23 protein-coding genes and 1 pseudogene are annotated in these 20,095 nt (G+C 35.8%); 8 read left to right on the forward strand and 16 right to left on the reverse strand.

What is annotated here, in order from left to right:
• Positions 1-56: 56 nt before the first annotated feature.
• From ABC255_RS17110 to ABC255_RS17140, 7 genes are all read right to left on the reverse strand, one after another.
• A complete protein-coding gene (locus ABC255_RS17110) occupies positions 57-1,220 on the reverse strand; it encodes a Gfo/Idh/MocA family protein (protein ID WP_412995323.1) in 1,164 nt (387 codons plus the stop codon).
• A 49-nt stretch (positions 1,221-1,269) separates the two neighbouring features.
• Positions 1,270-2,028 carry a sugar phosphate isomerase/epimerase family protein gene (locus tag ABC255_RS17115; RefSeq protein WP_412995325.1) on the reverse strand — a complete coding sequence of 253 codons (759 nt, stop codon included), beginning with the start codon at positions 2,026-2,028 and terminating at the stop codon, positions 1,270-1,272.
• Between the two features lie 241 nt (positions 2,029-2,269).
• Positions 2,270-3,289, reverse strand: a complete 1,020-nt coding sequence (locus ABC255_RS17120) for a Gfo/Idh/MocA family protein (protein WP_412995327.1) — start codon at positions 3,287-3,289, stop codon at positions 2,270-2,272.
• A gap of 188 nt (positions 3,290-3,477) precedes the next feature.
• On the reverse strand, positions 3,478-4,848 hold the full coding sequence (locus ABC255_RS17125; protein WP_412995328.1) for an extracellular solute-binding protein: 1,371 nt from the start codon (positions 4,846-4,848) through the stop codon (positions 3,478-3,480).
• Positions 4,849-4,889: 41 nt separating this feature from the next.
• Positions 4,890-5,744, reverse strand: a complete 855-nt coding sequence (locus ABC255_RS17130) for a carbohydrate ABC transporter permease (RefSeq protein WP_412995330.1) — start codon at positions 5,742-5,744, stop codon at positions 4,890-4,892.
• 20 nt (positions 5,745-5,764) lie between these two features.
• Positions 5,765-6,715, reverse strand: coding sequence for a carbohydrate ABC transporter permease (locus ABC255_RS17135; RefSeq protein WP_412995332.1), 951 nt, complete (start codon positions 6,713-6,715; stop codon positions 5,765-5,767).
• 321 nt (positions 6,716-7,036) lie between these two features.
• Positions 7,037-7,927, reverse strand: a complete 891-nt coding sequence (locus ABC255_RS17140) for a helix-turn-helix domain-containing protein (protein WP_412995334.1) — start codon at positions 7,925-7,927, stop codon at positions 7,037-7,039.
• 412 nt (positions 7,928-8,339) lie between these two features.
• Here ABC255_RS17140 and ABC255_RS17145 point away from each other — a divergent pair, with 412 nt between their 5' ends.
• Together ABC255_RS17145 and ABC255_RS17150 are read left to right on the forward strand one after the other, a co-directional pair.
• Positions 8,340-8,738 (forward strand): YkvA family protein, encoded by a 399-nt coding sequence (locus ABC255_RS17145; protein WP_412995336.1) that lies wholly within the window; start codon positions 8,340-8,342, stop codon positions 8,736-8,738.
• Positions 8,739-8,931: 193 nt separating this feature from the next.
• On the forward strand, positions 8,932-9,174 hold the full coding sequence (locus tag ABC255_RS17150) for an Imm59 family immunity protein (protein ID WP_412995337.1): 243 nt from the start codon (positions 8,932-8,934) through the stop codon (positions 9,172-9,174).
• 265 nt (positions 9,175-9,439) lie between these two features.
• Here ABC255_RS17150 and ABC255_RS17155 read toward each other — a convergent pair whose 3' ends face one another.
• Positions 9,440-9,607 (reverse strand): Fic family protein, encoded by a 168-nt coding sequence (locus tag ABC255_RS17155; RefSeq protein WP_412998577.1) that lies wholly within the window; start codon positions 9,605-9,607, stop codon positions 9,440-9,442.
• 249 nt (positions 9,608-9,856) lie between these two features.
• Here ABC255_RS17155 and ABC255_RS17160 point away from each other — a divergent pair, with 249 nt between their 5' ends.
• Positions 9,857-10,504 (forward strand): MerR family transcriptional regulator, encoded by a 648-nt coding sequence (locus ABC255_RS17160; RefSeq protein ID WP_412995339.1) that lies wholly within the window; start codon positions 9,857-9,859, stop codon positions 10,502-10,504.
• Complete coding sequence (locus ABC255_RS17165) at positions 10,491-10,988, forward strand: hypothetical protein (RefSeq protein WP_412995341.1); 498 nt, start codon at positions 10,491-10,493, stop codon at positions 10,986-10,988. Before ABC255_RS17160 ends, ABC255_RS17165 begins: the two co-directional genes overlap by 14 nt.
• A 161-nt stretch (positions 10,989-11,149) precedes the next feature.
• Here ABC255_RS17165 and ABC255_RS17170 read toward each other — a convergent pair whose 3' ends face one another.
• Positions 11,150-12,511 (reverse strand): dipeptidase, encoded by a 1,362-nt coding sequence (locus ABC255_RS17170; protein ID WP_412995342.1) that lies wholly within the window; start codon positions 12,509-12,511, stop codon positions 11,150-11,152.
• A 294-nt stretch (positions 12,512-12,805) separates the two neighbouring features.
• A pseudogene (locus ABC255_RS17175) lies at positions 12,806-12,964 on the reverse strand (DUF421 domain-containing protein); the annotation flags it as partial.
• Positions 12,965-13,157: 193 nt separating this feature from the next.
• Here ABC255_RS17175 and ABC255_RS17180 point away from each other — a divergent pair.
• Positions 13,158-13,670 carry a DUF3189 family protein gene (locus tag ABC255_RS17180; RefSeq protein ID WP_412995344.1) on the forward strand — a complete coding sequence of 171 codons (513 nt, stop codon included), beginning with the start codon at positions 13,158-13,160 and terminating at the stop codon, positions 13,668-13,670.
• Positions 13,671-13,947: 277 nt separating this feature from the next.
• Here ABC255_RS17180 and ABC255_RS17185 read toward each other — a convergent pair whose 3' ends face one another.
• Complete coding sequence (locus ABC255_RS17185) at positions 13,948-14,328, reverse strand: replication protein (RefSeq protein ID WP_412995346.1); 381 nt, start codon at positions 14,326-14,328, stop codon at positions 13,948-13,950.
• A gap of 530 nt (positions 14,329-14,858) precedes the next feature.
• On the opposite strand from ABC255_RS17185, the gene ABC255_RS17190 reads away from it, so the two are divergent.
• Positions 14,859-15,701, forward strand: a complete 843-nt coding sequence (locus tag ABC255_RS17190) for a hypothetical protein (protein WP_412995348.1) — start codon at positions 14,859-14,861, stop codon at positions 15,699-15,701.
• A 159-nt stretch (positions 15,702-15,860) separates the two neighbouring features.
• Here the strand turns inward: ABC255_RS17190 and ABC255_RS17195 are convergent, their stop codons facing one another.
• Positions 15,861-16,121, reverse strand: coding sequence for a hypothetical protein (locus ABC255_RS17195; RefSeq protein ID WP_412995350.1), 261 nt, complete (start codon positions 16,119-16,121; stop codon positions 15,861-15,863).
• 455 nt (positions 16,122-16,576) lie between these two features.
• Positions 16,577-17,041 carry a hypothetical protein gene (locus ABC255_RS17200; RefSeq protein WP_412995351.1) on the reverse strand — a complete coding sequence of 155 codons (465 nt, stop codon included), beginning with the start codon at positions 17,039-17,041 and terminating at the stop codon, positions 16,577-16,579.
• Between the two features lie 236 nt (positions 17,042-17,277).
• Between ABC255_RS17200 and ABC255_RS17205 the strand changes: the two genes are divergently transcribed.
• Entirely contained in the window at positions 17,278-17,421 is a 144-nt protein-coding gene (locus tag ABC255_RS17205) for a hypothetical protein (protein ID WP_412995353.1), read from the forward strand.
• Positions 17,422-17,577: 156 nt separating this feature from the next.
• Here ABC255_RS17205 and ABC255_RS17210 read toward each other — a convergent pair whose 3' ends face one another.
• The 3 genes from ABC255_RS17210 to ABC255_RS17220 all read right to left on the reverse strand — a co-directional run bounded on the left by ABC255_RS17210 (position 17,578) and on the right by ABC255_RS17220 (position 19,431).
• Positions 17,578-17,937, reverse strand: a complete 360-nt coding sequence (locus tag ABC255_RS17210; protein ID WP_412995354.1) for a hypothetical protein — start codon at positions 17,935-17,937, stop codon at positions 17,578-17,580.
• A 206-nt stretch (positions 17,938-18,143) separates the two neighbouring features.
• Positions 18,144-18,665 carry a hypothetical protein gene (locus tag ABC255_RS17215; RefSeq protein WP_412995356.1) on the reverse strand — a complete coding sequence of 174 codons (522 nt, stop codon included), beginning with the start codon at positions 18,663-18,665 and terminating at the stop codon, positions 18,144-18,146.
• A 283-nt stretch (positions 18,666-18,948) separates the two neighbouring features.
• Complete coding sequence (locus ABC255_RS17220) at positions 18,949-19,431, reverse strand: NUDIX domain-containing protein (protein ID WP_412995358.1); 483 nt, start codon at positions 19,429-19,431, stop codon at positions 18,949-18,951.
• Between the two features lie 431 nt (positions 19,432-19,862).
• Between ABC255_RS17220 and ABC255_RS17225 the strand changes: the two genes are divergently transcribed.
• Positions 19,863-20,033: a hypothetical protein gene (locus ABC255_RS17225; RefSeq protein ID WP_412995359.1), complete on the forward strand. Its 171-nt coding sequence runs from the start codon at positions 19,863-19,865 to the stop codon at positions 20,031-20,033.
• Positions 20,034-20,095 lie beyond the last annotated feature (62 nt).

Here is a 20,095-nt window from a genome sequence, read left to right on the forward strand (position 1 = left end):
GAAGAAAGCAGAATATAGGGGATATTCTGCTTTTCAAGTGTTATTTAGCTAATCCTTTAATGTGTTCCTTGAATATTAAGTGTTCTATCAGCAACGATTTCCTTTTTGAATGTAGAAGTTTTTATTCTCTCTTGCAATTTTGAATAGAAGAGATCTTCATTTATCGGAAGGTCTACCCAATCGTCTGTCCAGGCAGATAAATGCATAGCATTCGAAATTTCTAGCCCTTTGATTCCTTCTACGCCTGGCCCTAATAATTCTGTGCCATGAAGAATCGCATTCACCCAGTTGGTGGTAATTCCTTTATGCTGTGTTGCTACTCCTTTAATTGGGATATCAATTTTCCAGCATTCTGGTTCTCCAAATCCACCTTTATATTCTCTGTTAAATTCCCTTTCGGATTGTCTTAATCTCCAAAATGTCAATTTTCCATCTTCGACTACCAATTTTCCACGATCCCCGGATATTTCGTAGCGATTGGTTCCAGGAGCATCACCTGTTGAAGTAACGAATACACCTGTTGCACCATTTTCGTATTCAACATAAGCCGTTACGTCATCTTCTACTTCAATATTATGAAACTTACCAAACCCGCAAAAAGCCCGAACTCGTTTCGGCATTAAGCCGCTTGTCCATTGCCATAAATCAAGCTGGTGCGGATCTTGATTTGCGAGGACCCCGCCGCCTTCACCTGCCCATGTTGCTCTCCAACCGCCTGAATCATAATAGCTTTGAGAGCGATACCAATCTGTTATAATCCAATTGGTTCGTTTGATTTCCCCTAATTCTCCGCTTAGCACAAGATCTCTTAGCTTTTGATATAAAGGATTGGTTCGTTGGTTAAACATAATTCCAAAAACCTTTCCACTTTTTTTAGCCACCTCATTCAATTCACGAACGTTTTTGGTAAAAACACCAACCGGCTTTTCTACCAAAACATGTAGACCTTTTTGAAGGGCTTTTATCGCTAAAGGCGGATGATCATAATGCGGGGTTGCTACAATCACCGCATCAATATCACCGAATTCGAAAAAGCTTTCCGTATTGTCAAACAATTGTATATTTTCACCTAATGTTTCTTTTGCCCATTTTAATCTCTCGGGGTTCTGATCACATACAGCTGTTAATACTGCCCCTGGTACTTCACCATTATTAAGATAGAGTGAATGGGAACTTCCCATATTGCCAATACCGATAATTCCTATTTTGACTTTCTCCAAATTTTCCCTCTCCTTATTTCATAATTGGTTTAAGCGCTTCCGCTTTGTTTTATTGAAATTGCTTTGCAAGTACTTTTAGGTTTTCTAAACTTGTTTGAAGACTATCCATTGGGTTACCAGGACAGATATCTTGTTCCACTGCATACCATTCAACTCCTGATTTTTCACACCAATCTAGGATTGGAGCAAAATCAATCAAGCCGGTTCCAACTTCCGCAAAGGTTTTTCTTTCATCCTTTGTCATGTCTTTTAAATGGATAATAGGCATTCTTTGTGCATAGGCTTGTAGAAATTGCAGTGGATCTCTTCCGCCTTTTTTGACCCAAAACACGTCAATTTCAGCCAAAATTTTATTCTCTGCTGTTGGTTCTAACAAGTATTCTAAAGAAGATTTCCCTTCTATTTCAGTGTCAAATTCAAACGCATGGTTATGATAGCTAATCCGATATCCAGGTGCTTTCTCAGCCACTTCATTTAAGAGGGTCTTTACTTTTTGATAACCTTCTCTGTTTCTTAAATTCTCAGGAAGGAATGGACAAACAATATCTTTTGTTTGATATAAGCCGACTTCATCTAGAAGATTGTCAAGATCGTTTTCCAGCCGGTCAATGGATATATGTATCCCGGCCGTACCAAGTTGATTTTCCTTTAGAGCTGCTGCGACTTCTTCTGGATCATAGCCTGGCGGTAACGCCGACAACTGAACTCCGGCCCAGCCCATTTCCTTCAATTCTTTAAAAACTGGTACAATTCCCCTTTTTAATTCTTCTCGTAGCGTATACAATTGGGCTGCAAACTTATTTCTCATATCACTAGCTCCTTTTCTTTTACAGTGTAATAGCTTACTGTCTATACTAAACGGAATATTCAGAATAGACTTGGTTAAGGTTGTTTAATATAGGGAGTTTTTTTACCCCTATTGCTATTTTAAGAGGATTATTCGTACTCAATGATTAAACATGATCTAAATAGCGGGACTTCATTACTTTATTTATGGTCAGCTATCCTCAACTATTTTTTTGCCTACAGCTGATTCCACTTTCCTCGTTTTATATACTAGCTTCTAAGCTTTGCATCTTGACTTCTCTTTTTAGTTCAGATGATTTAACAATACTGTCAATCATTTTCATTGACGGAAGGGCATCTTTGACGTGGACATACTCGTCCGTATTCTCTACAATACACTCATAGAATTTATTAATTAATTTCATATGACTTGCACCGTAATAGAATTTTGAGCCTGGCATCTTGGTGTCTTCGATCAATTCTACTTTTTTACCTTCTTCATCTAGCTTCGTTAGAATACTATCCTTAATGGTGAATTTCTGTTTCTCAAAAACTACCTGAAGCTCGACACTGGAATTATTTGCATTGGCAATGGTCGCAAAAAAGAATCCTTTCACCCCATTTTCAAATTGAATAGACGCTGTGGCAGTATCTTCGATTTCTACCCCATAATCTAGAAGCTGATCGACGGACCCTCGAATGGATTTAATCTCGCCGCCAAGCAGCTGCATTTGATCCAACGTATGAATGGATTGGTTGATCATCACTCCACCACCTGCAAATTCCAATTTCCCTCGCCATGGTTTATTGTCATAATAAGATTTTGGTCTAGCCCATGTAACTACACCCTTGATTCCCATCACCTTTCCATTTTGTCCGCTTTCAACTATTTTCTGCAGCACTTCAAAGGTCTCATTGAAACGATTTTGGAAGCAAACACATATTTTACAATCGTTATACTTTTCCTCTAGTTTGACGAGGGCATATCCTTCCTCAGAATTCAATGCCAGCGGCTTTTCCTGAAATACGTTAACACCCTTTTCAACACACGCTTTTGTTACGGGATAATGAAGATAGTGCGGCAAACAAATATGTACGCAATCCAACACTTCTTTTTCCAGCATATCTTGAAAATCAGTATAAAAGTTCACACCTGGCACGATATCTTTCCTTGTTTCATCGATATCACAAACTGCCACCAACTCTGCACGCGTATTTCCCTTTATAGCGGATAGATGAACGCTCGAAACATCTCCAAGTCCAATCACGGCAACCTTTAGCATAGGACACACTCCCTTATCCTTTTCGTATTTTACAGAGTATACTTTCTATCTATGAAAAGAATGAACAACCATTATGAAAAGAAGTAACTGTATACTATTTCTCTACAGTTACTTCTTTTCATTGCTACCGCTCTAGCAATCTGCTAGTTTATCATCTGGTATACTTCTCAACTTTAATGCCCCAAAGATTAACGGTTTTCAACCCATTCCGTACTCTCTTTTTGAGCTTTTTTAAGTGCGTCTTCCGCACTTCTATTTCCAGTTAATGCAGCCTCAATTTCAGAGGTTAAGATAAAACGTGGCTGTGAAGATCCCCATGGGTATCTAGGAGTCATCGGTGTTTCCATTGCGTTAAATACTGGAAGCATTAATGGCATTTCTTTCACACTATCCCATTCAGTTGCGGATTTCACTGCTGGGATTGCTCCATATTCTTCAAAAACATATTTTTGGACGAAATCGCTCGTAGCAAATTTTAACCATTCCCATGCCAATTCTTTATTTTTACTATTTTTCGCAATGGTAATCGGACTACCTGCAAATAATCCTCCACGACCTTCATCATTTTTAAACTCATTAACAATCCCGATTCGGTCTCCAAGTCCTTGGGCATAAGCTGGTTTAACGGTATCCCCAGGGCCTTGGTTTAACATAATGGCAATATTGTTATCCTTAGACAACCATTTTTCATTCCCTTGGTTACTAACGATTCCCTTTGGTGCATATTTTTGCATTTCCAGCAGCCAATTTAACCCATTGAGCATTTCTGGTGAATCAAAGCTAAACTTAACTTCATCCCATGCAAAACCTGTTCCCCATGTACCGTTTTGTCCTTCAGCAAGATCCACAAGTGTGAAAGCAGAAGACCAATCCCCACGGAACCAAATTCCATAGTTTTGTTCACCCGTTTTTGGATTCTTTCCTGTCATTTGTTTTGCTTTTTCTGCAATTTCTTCCATTGTTGGGTTTTTAGATGGATATTCTGCGCCCCAGTCGTCAAATAACTTCTTATCGTAAGCAATAAAACGAGTATCGCCCAAAAACGGAAGTCCAAAAATATCTAATTCCTTACTGTCTGGTCCCAAAGCCTTCCAACCATCAACTTGGTTATCAATGAAGATATCTAGACTGAATTCTTTGTCTTTTTCAATCCACGGCTGTAATGGTTCTAGTACACCTTGTGGAGCAAAGTCTGCGACACCAGGCATTTGGTACACGTCGGCTTCACCAGAAGTGATCATCGCCTGCGTTTTCTCTGTATATCCTTCCCATGGCATTAAAACAAAATCAACAGTTGCTCCAGGATGCTGCTTTTCGAACTCCTTTTTTATTACTTTCATGCCTTTTGCTGTCTCACCAGAAACGGGATCTGTCTTGTCATCCATCGCAAAGTCACCAATCATCTGGACCTTAATCTTTTGTCCTGCCCATTTTCCTTCTGTTTTACTGGTTGAAGAAGAACTATTTGATTTCGGAACACAGCCCACAAGTGCAAAACTTACTAACAACATAATCGTAAAAAATAAAATGGTTGCCTTCTTGTAAATACCTCTACGCATTTCCTTACCCCCTATTCATTTCTTTTAGTAAAACTAATAAACTATTCTCCCTTTACCCCGCTTAGGGCAATACTTTGGATAATGTATCGTTGTAAAAAAAGATACAAGATGACGATTGGTAAAATACTAACGGTTGCGAGAGCCATGGTTAAGCCCCCTAAACTTGAACCATTCTCCAGCGAGAAACTCGCTAAATAAAGAGGAACGGTTTGTAATTCTAAATCGCTAAGCACCACTAATGGCCACATAAAGTCATTCCAGCTCCAAATAAAGGCTAAAATCACCATTGTTGCTGCGATCGGTCCGGCAAGTGGCAAATAGACACGGAAGAAAATTTTAAATTCACCAGCTCCATCAATTTGGGCAGCCTCCCGAAGCGTATCTGGCAGCTGATCAAAGAACTGTTTACAAAGGAAAATCAACATGCCGCTAATAATAGAGGGAAGAACCAATGGATAATACGTGTTCAATAGATTCATTTTATTAAACAAGGTATATAAGGGGATTAACCTCGGCTCCATTGGAATCATGAGCGTACAAAGGACAACAATGAACAAGATTTTCTTTCCTTTGAATTTCCCCTTGGAGAACGCATATCCTGCCAGAAGGGAGGCAGAAACTGCCAAAATCACAGAACTCACCGTAACAATGGTTGAGTTTATATACGATTTAATAAGTCTTCCATTCTCAAATACGATGCCATAGTTGAATTTTGAAGGTTCCTCTGGTATTAATCGAGGCGGAAACGGCATTGAAATATTGGCTGTCCGATCAAAACCTACACTAACCATCCATATAAATGGAGCCATAAGCACGACACCGAAAATTAATAGAATAAGAAACTTAATAATAGATGTAATCCGTTCCATTTTCTTCATTGACATTGTGCTATTCAATAGAGTCCCTCCTCTCTAAGTTATATTTTCATTTTCGAGACTTTGAGATTAATAAAGGTAAAAATCAAGATGATGATAAACATGATATAGGTGGCAGCGGATGCGATACCAAATTCAAATCCTGTAAAACCACGCTCATAAATAAAGGCTCCCATGGTTTGGATGGAACGAGCGGGACTTCCATTTGGTCCGCCAACGACGTAAACCTCATTGAAACGCTGAAGAGCACCAATCCAACCAGTGATTAATAAGAAGGCAAACGTTCCAGTCATATTTGGAATGGTGATAAATAACCATTGTTGGATTCCACTTGCCCCGTCAATTTTAGCTGCTTCATACATTTCCGCCGAAATGGCTTGAAGATTGGCAAGGCAGATAATAATAACAAAACCAATCCAATGCCAAACCGCCAGCAAAATGACACCCCATTTAGAAGTGGCAGGATCTGAAAACCAGCCTGGTGTTGGTAATCCTAAAGAACCAAGAATATAATTGAGTATCCCCATTTCAGGGTGTAAAACAAATTGAAAGATCATGGCAGCCGCAACAATGGAAGTGACATTTGGCAGAAAGTATAAGACCTTAAAAAAGTTTTTCCCTTTTGACACAGAGTTGATAAGTGTTGCAAAAATAAACCCTAGTGGGATAGTGATAATGATTTGAAAGATTCCGATATAAAAGGTATTCCAAACGGAATTCCAAAAAGGACCTGAAGTTAATACCGTACGAAAGTTAGCCAGTCCCGTAAAGGTCTCAATCGTCCCATTTGATTTAAAAAAACTCAATCTTAGTGATTCTGCGATAGGATAGACCATAAACAGTAAAATACCTACAAAACTTGGGATTAAGAAAATATACCATGTCCATTGGGAACTTCTTTTTTTCTGTTTCATCGTTTTAGACTCTGTGTGAGTGTTTGTATTCACACTTGTAGTGGCTGTATTGGCCGCTTCCATGCTGTTATTCGCCATAAATATCTCCTTTCTTGATTAGAATTCCTTCACCGTTTTGATTTTGGTCATGTAACCGTTCCTTAATGACAACGCTTTCAAACAAACCTAAAAATTTTTTTCATATGTAGGCGTTGCTTTTTACTACTGCCTTTTTTATCTCCTTTTGACAACGCCCTCCTGTTTCTGTTAAGAATCATTCTAGTAAATCTAGCGGATACCATTTCAATTTCTAATTAAATGGTATAAAAATTTAGAATATTTCGCTTGTTTATAATTGTGTTATTTTGACTTTAATTTGTCATATATTGCTGTTTTGCTATTTTTTTTAGGGGAAATGATTTATTTTGAATACGCTGAAGGTTTCCTGATTGCTCTACTATTGCGATATTCTGATGGAGTAATTTTCATTTGTTTTCGAAAAAAACGACTAAAATGAGATGAATCTTCAAAACCGGATTCTAAGGCTACTTCATGAATGGATTTTCCCGGGTGGATCTCCAGCAGGTATTTTGCACGGTTGATCCGACAAGTCATTAAGTATTGCATGATGGTAAAACCTGTTACATCTTTAAAAATCCTAGCCATATGGTATTTACTTAAATTTAAATTGGCTGCAATACAGTCTAAAGTAATCGAACTGCTAAAATTCTTTTCAATCCAGGGTATAATACGTTTTACGTGAGTATTCTTTTCCGTTTCGACTGGAGGTATTTTTACGAGCTGTTGTTTGCTTAATTCATAGATCTTAAATAGAAGTTGTACGAATAAAGTGGAAATTTCACCATTTCGCAAACGACTTTCTACACTATTTTCTTTATCAAGCAATGTATTCGAATCTTTGCATGCGATTTTTCTTATTAACTTCTTAATCTCTACTAATTTCTCTTTGTCTGTTCCCCGAAATAAAGTATTACTGAGCTGGTTAAACGGATTTAATAATTCAGGAACGTTTAAGTTGATTAAAATAGGTCGTAACCATTCAGATGAAAACTCAATTACGCTTCTCTCATATGGGATACCTGGTTCTGGGTATGCTCTGTGCAATGTTAAACCATTCATGATAATAATATCGTCTTCTTGTAAAGGATAAATATGGTCACCAATTAAATATTTACAGTTACCACCATGGAAATAATAAATTTCATATTGTTCGTGTGAGTGGTAACTAAAAGCTTCATGCGAGTTGACGGTGTCGACCAATCGATAGTTTGCATTTATTTTCTCATCCAAACCTGCTTCCTCCTCTTTTTACGACAATAAGATCCTTTACTTTAAAGGCAGCGTACTTCTCTAATTTAATTAAAATATAACTGCCTTCGTTTTTGTTAAGCTAAAATTTTATTCTCTTTACTTCTTTTATTCACCTCCTTAAATTTCCAAAATTCAAAAAAATGGAACTATACTCACATTTATTTAGCTGACATACGGGATAAAAGACGGGAGTACTTTGTACTTTGGGGACGGTTCTCACGGTTCTTTTCCTGTTGATTGTTTCAAAATCCTTGTTCAGGACTAATCCAATAACTGAGAGCTTACCCACCCTATTACCCGAAGAGACAAAAGCCATCGGAACCGTCCCCATGGTCACAGATTTAGTTCTTTCTTAAATTCCTTTATAATCACTACTAAATGGGGGAGTTTTATGGAACAACAAAACACTTTGACAAAGTTAAAAACCTACGCAAGAAAACTAAAACAAAATTTATTCGTACTTTATTTATCCTACAAAGATAATAGAGTTCCTTGGTATGCTAAATTGGTCGCTATTTGTGTGGTTGCGTATGCTTTTAGTCCTATAGATTTAATACCTGATTTCATTCCTGTAATAGGTTATCTGGATGACCTAATTATAGTTCCTCTGGGCATTTCGCTTGCTCTCAAATTAATACCTGCTTACATTATTGAAGAAAACAAAGAAAAGGCTGAAGAAATCAGGAAAAATGGTAAACCCAAAAACTGGTTTGTTGCCATATTATTCATTTTGATTTGGCTTTTACTTACGCTTTGGATTGGTAAATTATTATACGGTAGATTTCATTAATAAAAAATGTGAGGGGATATGCTTTTTGCATACCCCCTTTGTTGAAGTACAATATTTACAAACTTGTTTACTAGAAAAGAGACGTCTAAACGGGAAAAAAAAATTTCTTCTAAATCGATATCTTCCACTTCAACCAGTTGATTTATTGGAAGGTTTAGGCTTAATAGAAAAAATAAAATAAGGTGTGATTATATTGACAAGAGAGAATGCTTTAGAAATCATCCAAAATGAGAAATTACAGAATTTAAATTGGTTCGATGATCATAAAATTAAACCAAATGAAGTTGGCATTAGAGAAAAAGCAAATAAATGGAAAGTCTATACTTCAGACGAGCGGGCAAATCCAATCTCAGAGAAAGAATTCCAAACTGAAGGTGAAGCATTAGAAAATTTTATTAAACGATTAAGAGCGTTGAATAAATTTCAAAATCTCTAGGGATGAAAGTAATTAATTGATTAATAGGAAATGAATATAGATAGAAATGAAGGACTAACTTGGATTATCTCACCCTCTTAAGTTCATACATAAATTGACTATCCTCATGAAAGAACGATTTATAGAATATGCGCATCAGGGAAAATTTGTTTAATAAAAATAGACACCATATTAACTTCTTGTGGTGTCTTTTAATTTTTTATACTTTTTCTATAAGAATGTTGCTTTATTTTCGATACTACCTCTTTAAATTGAATCTTACCATTCACAAAATCCACGTTAAATCAGCAGCTCTCCTTTCGTTCATCACACAAACATGATCATTAATAAAAAGTAAATTAGTCATGTATGCAAATGCAGTGCGTTTATTTCCATTGTGAAATACATGATTTTTTGCAAGAGGTTCAAAGAGAGCAACCGCTTTTTCAAAAATACCTTAATCTAATGACTTTCCAAACATTGTTGCTAAAGGTCTATTAATCGCACTGTCTAGCAATTGGGGTTCTTAAACTCCGTAATCTCACCTTGCCTATATGACAAATAGGAGGTTTTCGGAGAAACTATATCAGATATTATCTTGAATAAAAGGACTAAAAAATTTTAATTTGAATAAAATGGATAAAAGAAGGTTTCAGTTTGGTTTCAGTTTGGAATATACATGATATAATAGGAGGTGAAAGAGGTGAGAATTGTGGTTACAGAAGAGGAATTAATTGAATTTCAAAGACACGCAGAAGAATTCGCGAAAATGATTGAAAACTCCGACATTAGTCCAACATTTATTAAATTAGTCGTTAACAATCTCAATCCGAATCTGAAGAATTTAGATCGAATTGTAGAACTCATTAAAAGCAAGGCTGTATCTATTGCAGTGCCTCAGCTGATTGAATCATTAATTAATTCCGATGATAGTCATTTATCAGAGGGGTTAGTTTATACGACAAGTGAATTAGCACAATTTTTTCAGGTGAGTCAAACCACAATAAACAAATGGATTAACCAGGGTAGATTTATTGGAATTTTCAGAGAACCTAATAAACACACGAAAATTAATGAAAACGTTGAGTGGGTTGCATCAAATGGAGCAAAAATAAAGGTCAAAGAAATTATCGAACAGTATCTTTCTAATGAATACAATCCTCCAGAATTATCAAAAGAAGATGCAATGGATGAAATTTTAATTGAGTTAAATGCCTTAGAGCAAAAATATGATGGCAACATAAAAGAAAACCTACTATTAAAAGAGGAATTAACATTCGAGCAGGAAAGTGACTACGGTGCATGGTTTCATTTTTCCAAAATGTTAAAAGAACTTAATGCTTCAGATTAAAAAGAAAATTTTCGCCACCAAATTTAATGTACTCGAACAAGATTTCATCAAAATAATTAGAATAATCGATGATGCTGGATCTTCGCGCTTTGCTCAACGGAAAACAATTAAATTCCATGAGTCTGATTATATTTTGACCTGTGAAGAATTGTTAAACGATGATTTTTCAATTAAACAATACCATTATAACTTTACTGGTAAAGATTATAATGGTAATACTCAATTAGTTTTTGGGTTCCATAACCAATCTAAGACAAGGGACAAAAGATATCAAACAGATTCCGATCCCTATCACATACATTTATCAAAACTAATTGAATTTACAACTATGGATCGTCTAGATAACTTCGAACATGAAGAATTGCCACAAATAATTGAACTTATTGGTATTTTACTCCAATTTGAAAAACATTTATTGAAAAGAGAAGCAACTAAGCCGTTACCTACTAAAAAGCAGCATAGACAAGGAAAAAGACAAGGTTAATATTCACTTGTCTTTTTTCATTGATTAATTATTACATTTTCTCCATATTTTCAACAAAAGTTTCCATTCGTTTTACATGCTTTGTTCACTAATTTGTTAAACTTCCCCATACACTTTTACAAAAAGAGGGATGCTATGCACCCCTCCTTTGCCTATCTATATCAGATCAATTCCAAAAACGAACAGATCGTCAAAATACCTTTATCAAAGTTTTCTAAATTAAAATGTTCATTCGGAGCATGGAGATTTTCATCTGGCAAGCCGAATCCCATTAAGACAACAGGAGTATTTAGGGTATGATTGAAATCCGATACAATCGGAATTGAACCCCCTTCTCTCTTATAAACAGGTGCTTTTCCATAAACCTTTTCATAGGCTTCAGCCGCTTTTTGAATCATTGGATCATCGATTGGCGTTAAGAATGGATTACCTGTATCTTGAAGTGTTACTTTTACACTGCATCCTTTTGGTGCTTTTTCTTCCAAATGCTTTTTGATTAACACCTGGATTTTTTCAGGATTTTGATTGTTGACTAAACGGCAGGTGATTTTGGCATGTGCCTCGTTTGGAATAACAGTTTTTGTCCCTTCCCCCTGAAATCCGCCCCATATGCCGTTTAATTCTAATGTTGGCCGAGAGTTAATTTTCTCGGGATATGGATAATTATTTTCCCCTCCCGTTAATTCCGTTAAGCCCAACTGTTTTTTTAGTTTTTCTTCGTCAAAGCCCAGTGCTTTAATTTGTTCCTTCTCAAATTCTGACAGTTCTAAAACATCATCATAGAAGCCTTCAACATTTACCTTTCCGTTTGCATCATGAAGAGTAGATAGCAGCTTCACTAATAAATGGTTAGCGTTCTGAACTCCTCCGCCGAACATACCTGAATGCAAATCGGTATTCGCCGTTTTAAGTGAAACCTCGAGAGCAGCCAGACCTCTTAATGAATATGTAATCGCAGGAACTCCTCTATCCCACATATCAGAATCAGATATGATCACCACATCACAGGCTAGTTTTTCTTTGTTTTCTGCTAAAAACTGTGGAAGATTGGGACTTCCGATTTCTTCTTCTCCTTCGATACAAAATTTAAGGTTTACCGGTAATTTATTTTCTAGTTTCAGTAGTGATTCGACAGCTTTGATATGTAAGAATGTCTGCCCTTTGTCGTCTGTGGCACCGCGCGCATAGATTTTTTCATCTCTAATGTCTGGCTCAAACGGCGGGGTCTCCCATAAGTGAATCGGGTCAACCGGCTGTACATCATAATGGCCGTATACTAAAACAGTCGGCGCATTTTCCTGATGGAGCCAGTCGGCATATATAATCGGATGACCTTTTGTTTGTACGATTTCAACGTGTTCCATTCCAATGCTTTCTAACTTATTGGCAATCCAGGAAGCTGCTTTTTGAATGTCCTCTTTATGCTCAGATAAGGAACTTATGCTTGGAATGCGTAATAATTCTTTTAATTCCTCGACACTTTCATGATGTTGCTTGGATACAAAATCGGATAATTGACTCATGTTCTCACCTATTCTTTTTTATTTTCAATTCTATTTTACACAAAAATTAAGAAGAAAATAGAAAAATAGCTCTGAAAAAAGCGATAATATCTGTTATTATCTAATCGCAGATGCGGCCATTCTTATATATGTATGTCTTTTACCTCATTTACATCAGGAAATCTGAACCGTCTTGGGGTTTTCTTTCTTTAATTTCTTCAAAAATATTTCCTTTTTCTTGAGATGAGATTTGTGTTGCATCCTTTGCTCCTTGGATTAATGGTAAATACAAATCAAGAAGTTTCTTGAACTCTCCACACTTTTTTCAACAATGGGTTGCACGATTATGGTTCCGATAGAAATCATAACGATGGTTTGAGCTAGAGTCATTTGGGATATTGATTTTCTTCCAGCCAATCTTAATAGCAATATTCCAGCTAAAATTAATAAAAATGACTGCCAAATAAAAGACATATCCATATTTTTCCCCTTCAAAGATACTCTTTTTTAAAGTTTCCCATTTGAATTTTTATATGTTCGGGCTCAATTATTTCCTTGATCCGGTGCGTACTTACAAAGGAGAAAACAATATAGATTTACTTCTTTGTATGTTAATACTAAAAACAACCATATTAAAGGTAAGAGAATATTTAGAGGATGATTTCCGATGTTATATATCTATAATGATTTTGCTGGGACGCACTCCACTGCTTTGGCAGCGGCCTACCATTTGGAACAATTGCCTCAATCAGAAAGAAAGCTGACCAAGGAAGAAATCCTTAATGTCCAATATTTTAATAAGTTAACGAAAAAGGATTTTGGAAAACTTCTCTTTCACGGGATTGATAAGGAAGGGAACTCCGTTTATTCTATTGGACGGAAACGAGACAAATATGCGGTGCCTGCCATGAGAGAATTGGCGGTACTTTTTCAGGAAAAATTTCATATAAAAGAAAAGCTTATTTTTTCCAATACCTCTCCAACCGTTCCAATGGCTATGTCACTTGGGGGAATGTTTTCAAGAGGGCTGAATATTGACGTCATCGGCGTCCCTTTATTAGTTCTAGGCTCCAAACAATGCTGTGACAATATCTACCGTTTGGTGGAAAATACGAAGCATGTCGCGAACACCTCCTACAATGAAAATGTGATAATTTTAGAAAATGAAATGTACAAGTAACAATGGGGACGGTTCTCCTTGTCTACTTTTTCAATTGGAGCCACGAGAAGGACGAAATTGCTATCATGATTTCGTCCTTTTTCTGGAATAACCTTTGAGAACTGTCTGCTATCCATGGGGACGGTTCTTCTGGACTCATTTATTGAGAAACTTTGTTGGCAGTAAGAACATGAGAACCGTCTCAAAGATAATAACATTTTATTGGAATCTGGCTAAGTTCACACATCAACGGACCATCCAGGCTAGTCCTTAGGGCATTTGATATTGTCTTTTCCTATCAATTTCCTGTTTCTAAATGAGCTTCGAAAATAAATGAAGTATCCTCGTCTTCCTCAGTATAAATACAATCCATATCAGAGTTTCCTGCTTTATACAGGTTATTTCCCCCCCAGTTTTTAATGGCGAGTTCCATCGTCTCAGGATTGTAACGAATTAACTTATGATGGTTGATGAATCGTTCTATTAATGAATCAACCTGCTCAATCGAATAGCCTAAATCAAAAACCATTTGTTTTTTGGTAATCTTATAGATACCAATTGGAGTGGTCTGAGAATTGGTAAGTAGATAAAGGTAAAAATACTTGTCCTCAGTAGTCATCTCTTCCAAAACAATCGGATTCTTCCAAAAATCAGTTGGAACTATTCTATACTTTTCCATTTTCCATCACTAACCTTTCTTCTAGTAAAATTACTTTCATAGGTTATATATGAAAAACAGCCTAAAACCGACAGGGTGAATTTCATCTAGATGTGAATATTTTGTGAAATGCATGAATGTTCCAATGACTCCTTTGTTAAGCTCTGGAAAACCTTGTGCGATAAGATATGACGATGGTGCACTGATTTGGATTTTCCTCTATTTTTTTAGAAAGAACTTGTTGTTGTTTTTCTTTTTCTTTTTCTTTTTCTTTTTGCCCACGTATCGTATAACGTATCGTGTAAAAATTTATCACGTATCGTATAACAATCAATTAGATCTTGATTTTAAATCTTCTAGCTGAATGAAAAAAGAGCTTGTGCTGACTGAATAGGTTAAAGCGTATAAGGCTATTTTCCACACTGAAGGTGTAATAGCTATTCCCGGACTCATATTAACCGTTCACAATACTGTAACAACTGCTTTCAAACCACCATGTCCTTTTGCCCCCTATTTCCATATATAGAGGGTAGAAAGGGTGGTGCAGTTTTATGAATTTGAAATCTGGCAGAATTCAAGGGTTTGAAGAGTATTCTCAGTTTAAAAGTGTGAAGGAGTTTAATACGCATATAGAGATGTGGTTAGCGGTGAAGAAGGATGAGTTCTCGAAGGGTGAGCTCGTCGGATTAAAACGTCTGGTTCGTTTTTCTGCCAAGGTCCCTGGAGTTTGTAATGCGAAAATTGGAACTCTGTTAAAAGCGATCAATGAAGAGTATCAAGGTAATGGAATCTCCCGCTCTACTTTTAAACGGATGATCCTCAAAGCGAAGGATTTAGGAATCCTCACTATCTATGAAACCGAACGGAAAAATGGTTCACAGTCGAGTAACCTCTACAGCTTTAATCGTTTCCCAACGAGTGAACCACCCAAGGAGAAAAAATTGGACCACCCTAAAGAAACTAATAATCTTTTAAAAACAAATAATCAAAAGATTAATAAACGTAAGGAAGCGCCGATTGAACTCGATCACACTTTTGTCAGTGATCAAGTTCCTCAAAGCTTTGTTCAAACCGTAAAATACTTCTTTTCTGATGCAAAAACAATTGAAGAATACTGGCATATGGTTCAAATCGCAGCTTTTCGATTTGAATGTGATCAACATTCAGATGACATTCTCAGTATTGGTATTCAGTCCTTTAAGCAGCTTATCCGTAAACTTAAATCAACTAAATCAGTAGTAAAACCAATAGCTTTCTTTTACGGCATTGTAACCAACAAATTTAAAGAACTGATTCTCAATCAAGTAACAGAAGTGAGTGAGAGTAAGCCGACACGCTATGTACTCGCAACAGGCGAAGTCATGTACTATGATTGGTTACACACGGAATCATAATTTTTACGAATCTAGAAAATGATAATAAGTAGTGGATATACTCAGCATGCTTGCAAATTCTACATACAAATTTGGTGAAAGCAGGCAAATTAGTTAGATTGTACTTACATATGGGTTTTGGACTATTCTGATGGAATTAAATCTATCCGCTACCGCATCCTAAAAAATATAACCAAGGATGGTGAACATGTTGGCTAATTTTTTTAGAATTTTTAATGCAATCGTTTTGTGGGCTACTGTCATATTCTTGCTTCCTAAGAATTCCTTTAAAAGATTTTTACCAGTTACCCTATTTTGCTCCTGCATTTTGTTAAGTGAATCACTGCCGAACCTCATTTTTAAATGGTGGACGGTAAAAGGAGGAATCAAATACACCATATTTGATACATTAGCCTTTGTATTCGGACCGTTTTTTACCATGAATTTGTGGGTGTTTCATTTTACATATGGAAAATTTTCTTTATATGCATTATGTAATTTAGTCATGGATCTTCTTTTTGCCTATCCTTTAAATGCACTTTTTCAAAAAATGGGTCACTATAAGTTAAAAAAGTTCAACTCTAAAACCATTTTTCTTACTGCTTATTCACTATCTCTTTTGAACTATGGTTTTCAAAAGGCCATAGAAAAACCAAAATCTTCAAAGTAAGGTAACGATAAATCCAGTGAATACACTGGATATTTTGCTTACAAAACAGCCTAATCAGGCTTCCTAATAACGTTGTTTCAAATAATCTAATCATTATCAAAAAAAAAACACTCCCATACATTGGTCATTCAACATTTGTGAGTGTTTTTTTATATTGTTCCAGTAAAAAGCTACGTTGCTCCTTGAGGCAATGCCGAGCGTAGGTAGGTTATGTTCAACATAATATTTAATCAGCTTTTTTATGATTGAATACAGAATCGTACCATCTTTGATAAAGATAAATTATTGGTAAATGACTAATAATCGCAAAATAGAGCCCCAAATTACTCATAATGTTCAACTCATAAAGTCCAAATTTTTCAAAAACAAAAGGACTAATGATAAATGCTTGTATTGCATCCAAGATGAGATTAGCTCCGAAAAATAACCAGACGTTGGGATAAAAAAAATAAAATACAAGGATTGTTGTGACAGGAAGTAGCCCATATGTAAACGATGAAATATTTGTTAGAAAAAATACATTTTTTGTTACGGTCCACCAATTCCAAACTTCCGCCATCTGGAAATAAATTGTATTCAATAAAACAGTAAAAAACGCAACTGATAAAAAATTTCTTACCCTAATTGAATTTAGTGGTAGAAGTAAAAACCAAGGTACTATCATTACAATCCAGGAAATAACCTGACCCATTGAGTAAACCTCCAATATTTTTTTTATCTTTTCCTAAATCGGGTAACTTTTATTCGATAACCTGCTTCTTAAGTTGAAAAAGAAAATAAAAGAAGCACTCAAAATTTTGAGCACTTCTTTAGACATTCCATATTTCTTCTTTTATTTTGAATATTTCACCTGAATACATTCGTTGCAAAAACAAGAATAGGAAGAAGGTCAGGACACAAACTATATTATAAAGGAGAGTGTATATCATGGATGAAAAGGGTTTAAAACAGAACGTTAGTAATACTTTACGAACGAATAAACAGAAAAATTCAGATAAAATAGCAAGTGTTGACGAGTTGAAAAAAGAGCATGAACCAGAGTATGTCTTTTTATATTGGGATGAATTATGATAAGTTTCTTTAGAAGAGAAAATGAAATGAATATTGGGTAGAAAAAGAGCGTAATATCCTTTATTTATATGAAATAGACATCCCTTTTTAAAGGGATGTCTCCACGACGCTTTTGGTTAAATTAACCTTCCTTTGTAAACCCTAAATTCTTTTTCTCTATCGATTAATAACCGTACACCTCATTGCACCATTACGGATTAACTCCTCTGCTCTTGTTAAGGAAATTCTAACAAGGACAGCTTCGTCTTGGTTGTTTTCCACGTCGAAAACCAAAAATGCTTGACCATTTTCTATTAAAACACAATTGAATTCTGCCTTGTTACGTGGAATACGCTCTGCGATTGTACAACGTTGGACACCGGCTCTTATTAATGTTCTAAACTCCCGCTCGGAAATTCGGATAAAAATAATTTCTTCTAAATCAATATCTTCCACTTCAATTTCTACCAATAGAAAAAATCGAGTTCGAATTCTTACTACACAATTTGCTCCAATTGAAACAACATTATTATTCATTACTTTCCGCCTCCCTTTTGGTTACATTAAATTCAAAAGGAAATTAAAATCCTTGGACAAACATACAATAATTTTGAAATTTATTGCATTAAAAAAAGATGTTGCCGTAACAACACCCTGTCCTACTACACGTTTATTTAGTTGGGGATCAAAATATGCTTTACTTGGAGTGACGATTCCTAACACTGTTTTTTTCTAATCAATCTTCATTTCAATGAGTTTACCACGTCCAAAAATTCTTCTTTTGTATATATTGGTTTACTTCTTTCTGGGTTTTCTATCAAAGATATCTCGTGTGTTATTTCGTTACCAGTCCATAAAATTGCTCTTTGTAAACCATCCTTTGTTTCACTATATGTGGCTTCTGCCCCATTTATAAGTTTCACAGTTTCATTATTTTTATATTCGTTACTAGGAGAACTAGGATTATGAAATGTGTTTAATGTAATATTCCAATCACTATTTTCATCGGCATAAATTAGATAACTAAGAACAATTTTTCCATTTGGATTATTTACTGGTTCAGATGTGTACCCGAAGTCCACCGAATATTTATCAGAAAGCAACTTTGAAGGAATAAGAATATCATCTTTAATATCATCTGGTAAAGGTTCGATAGCACTAATAATATCATCTGGTAATTGGGCACTTCTATCTTCAAACGATGCTTCATTTGTACACGCTGCAAGAAAAAAGAACACGAATAAACTTAAAAAGATTCTCATCATTAACTCAATCTCCCCAATTTTTTTATCAATATAAATACGAAAATATTGGTAAAAAGTTTCATCAGATCTTTCAGCAGGTATTTCTTTTTACCGTATCTTATTAATGTTAGTAATATAACTCCTCGTCATTATCGGTTTCCTTCTTGAACTAAACCACCTCGTTACTTCAATAAGAAAAAAGACCGCCGCAGCGATCATTCTTGAGCTCAAGCACAGTTAATATAGCAAGGAAATTACTACAATCAAGGAAAATTTCAATTACTGTCTTATGTATGAATTACTTCTATTCTAATTGGAGTCTATCTAGCCTATAATCCTCAATTAATTCGATATTCCTTTGGTTCTGAAAATAGTCTTTTATTTGCTTATTAATATTCGGTATCAGCAAAATGGAGTCTAATTCTTCTAGAGTGACCCATTTAACCGCCGATTGATGAGGATCTGGATTTTGAGGTAATCGTGGTATTGAATTATTCTTTATTGTACACTCAAAAATGAGGTGCAATCCGTGCTTCTCATTGACGTTATAATCTCCAGACTGTTTATGAGGGGTAAACTCATAAATTAATGCTAACGGACCAACATCAACTTGTGCTGTAGTTTCTTCTAACACCTCTCTAGCAACACCCTCTAATATAGTTTCACCTGGCTCAAGTCCTCCACCAGGTAAATTATAATGAATCCCATTATTATCATCGTACTCAACTAAAAGTACAGAATTATTTTCGACTATTAGTCCTGTACATCGTATTCTTACGTGTGACAAATCTCCACCTCATTTGATTTTTTGGCAAGGTAACATATTTTGGTTGAGACCTCTTTAAATTGAGCTCTACATATATAATTCGTCCTATTAATGAATATCACCTTCTTGAGCTAAACTGCCCCGTTAGTGAAAAAGCGACTGTTCTTGTTGAACAATCGCACCCTATAGTTTAAGTGTAATATTTCACAATCTTCCATATGAAGTGTGATTATGTTTCCTTTACATGTATAACTTAATACTGTAGAACATAAAAGTGCCGTAATAACCCCTATTACGGATACTAGCCAAAGTAAAAAAAGGCAGCTTAACGAAGGTTAATTAAGGAGACCCATATAAGTGAGTAAAACATTTCGGTTTGGGTAAAATATGTTGCGGAAACGCTGCATTTAGGATGTGATTCTTCCCGATTACAAACAAGGAAGTGAACTACGATGACTCAAAATAACGAATGCAATCGAAATGGCGGAAATGCAAACCAAGGTGGCAGTGACATTGGTGAAGCAATAGGTACTATTGGAGGTGGTGCTGCAGGTGCCGCCGTAGGTTCCTTTTGGACCACTTGGCTCTGTTGCAGGGGGCCTTGCTGGCGGTACACTTGGTAACCAAGTGGGTGAGGAAGTTGGTGGCAATAACAACGCTGCTAAAAACCGTAATGCAGGCAACA

Origin of the sequence: Neobacillus canaveralius (assembly GCF_047237705.1) — a bacterium.
GTDB classification, from domain to species: Bacteria; Bacillota; Bacilli; order Bacillales; family Cytobacillaceae; genus Neobacillus; species Neobacillus niacini_K.

What these genes read in the sequence shown, in the direction of transcription:
- ABC255_RS17210 (WP_412995354.1), bottom strand. Translation starts at nt 17,937, where the DNA reads ATGAATAATAATGTTGTTTCAATTGGAGCAAATTGTGTAGTAAGAATT.
- ABC255_RS17190 (WP_412995348.1), top strand. Translation starts at nt 14,859, where the DNA reads ATGAATTTGAAATCTGGCAGAATTCAAGGGTTTGAAGAGTATTCTCAG.
- ABC255_RS17185 (WP_412995346.1), bottom strand. Translation starts at nt 14,328, where the DNA reads ATGGAAAAGTATAGAATAGTTCCAACTGATTTTTGGAAGAATCCGATT.
- ABC255_RS17215 (WP_412995356.1), bottom strand. Translation starts at nt 18,665, where the DNA reads ATGATGAGAATCTTTTTAAGTTTATTCGTGTTCTTTTTTCTTGCAGCG.
- ABC255_RS17125 (WP_412995328.1), bottom strand. Translation starts at nt 4,848, where the DNA reads ATGCGTAGAGGTATTTACAAGAAGGCAACCATTTTATTTTTTACGATT.
- ABC255_RS17195 (WP_412995350.1), bottom strand. Translation starts at nt 16,121, where the DNA reads ATGGTAAAAAACGGTCCGAATACAAAGGCTAATGTATCAAATATGGTG.
- ABC255_RS17145 (WP_412995336.1), top strand. Translation starts at nt 8,340, where the DNA reads ATGGAACAACAAAACACTTTGACAAAGTTAAAAACCTACGCAAGAAAA.
- ABC255_RS17225 (WP_412995359.1), top strand. Translation starts at nt 19,863, where the DNA reads ATGACTCAAAATAACGAATGCAATCGAAATGGCGGAAATGCAAACCAA.
- ABC255_RS17205 (WP_412995353.1), top strand. Translation starts at nt 17,278, where the DNA reads ATGGATGAAAAGGGTTTAAAACAGAACGTTAGTAATACTTTACGAACG.
- ABC255_RS17115 (WP_412995325.1), bottom strand. Translation starts at nt 2,028, where the DNA reads ATGAGAAATAAGTTTGCAGCCCAATTGTATACGCTACGAGAAGAATTA.
- ABC255_RS17200 (WP_412995351.1), bottom strand. Translation starts at nt 17,041, where the DNA reads ATGGGTCAGGTTATTTCCTGGATTGTAATGATAGTACCTTGGTTTTTA.
- ABC255_RS17135 (WP_412995332.1), bottom strand. Translation starts at nt 6,715, where the DNA reads ATGGCGAATAACAGCATGGAAGCGGCCAATACAGCCACTACAAGTGTG.
- ABC255_RS17180 (WP_412995344.1), top strand. Translation starts at nt 13,158, where the DNA reads ATGTTATATATCTATAATGATTTTGCTGGGACGCACTCCACTGCTTTG.
- ABC255_RS17165 (WP_412995341.1), top strand. Translation starts at nt 10,491, where the DNA reads ATGCTTCAGATTAAAAAGAAAATTTTCGCCACCAAATTTAATGTACTC.
- ABC255_RS17120 (WP_412995327.1), bottom strand. Translation starts at nt 3,289, where the DNA reads ATGCTAAAGGTTGCCGTGATTGGACTTGGAGATGTTTCGAGCGTTCAT.
- ABC255_RS17170 (WP_412995342.1), bottom strand. Translation starts at nt 12,511, where the DNA reads ATGAGTCAATTATCCGATTTTGTATCCAAGCAACATCATGAAAGTGTC.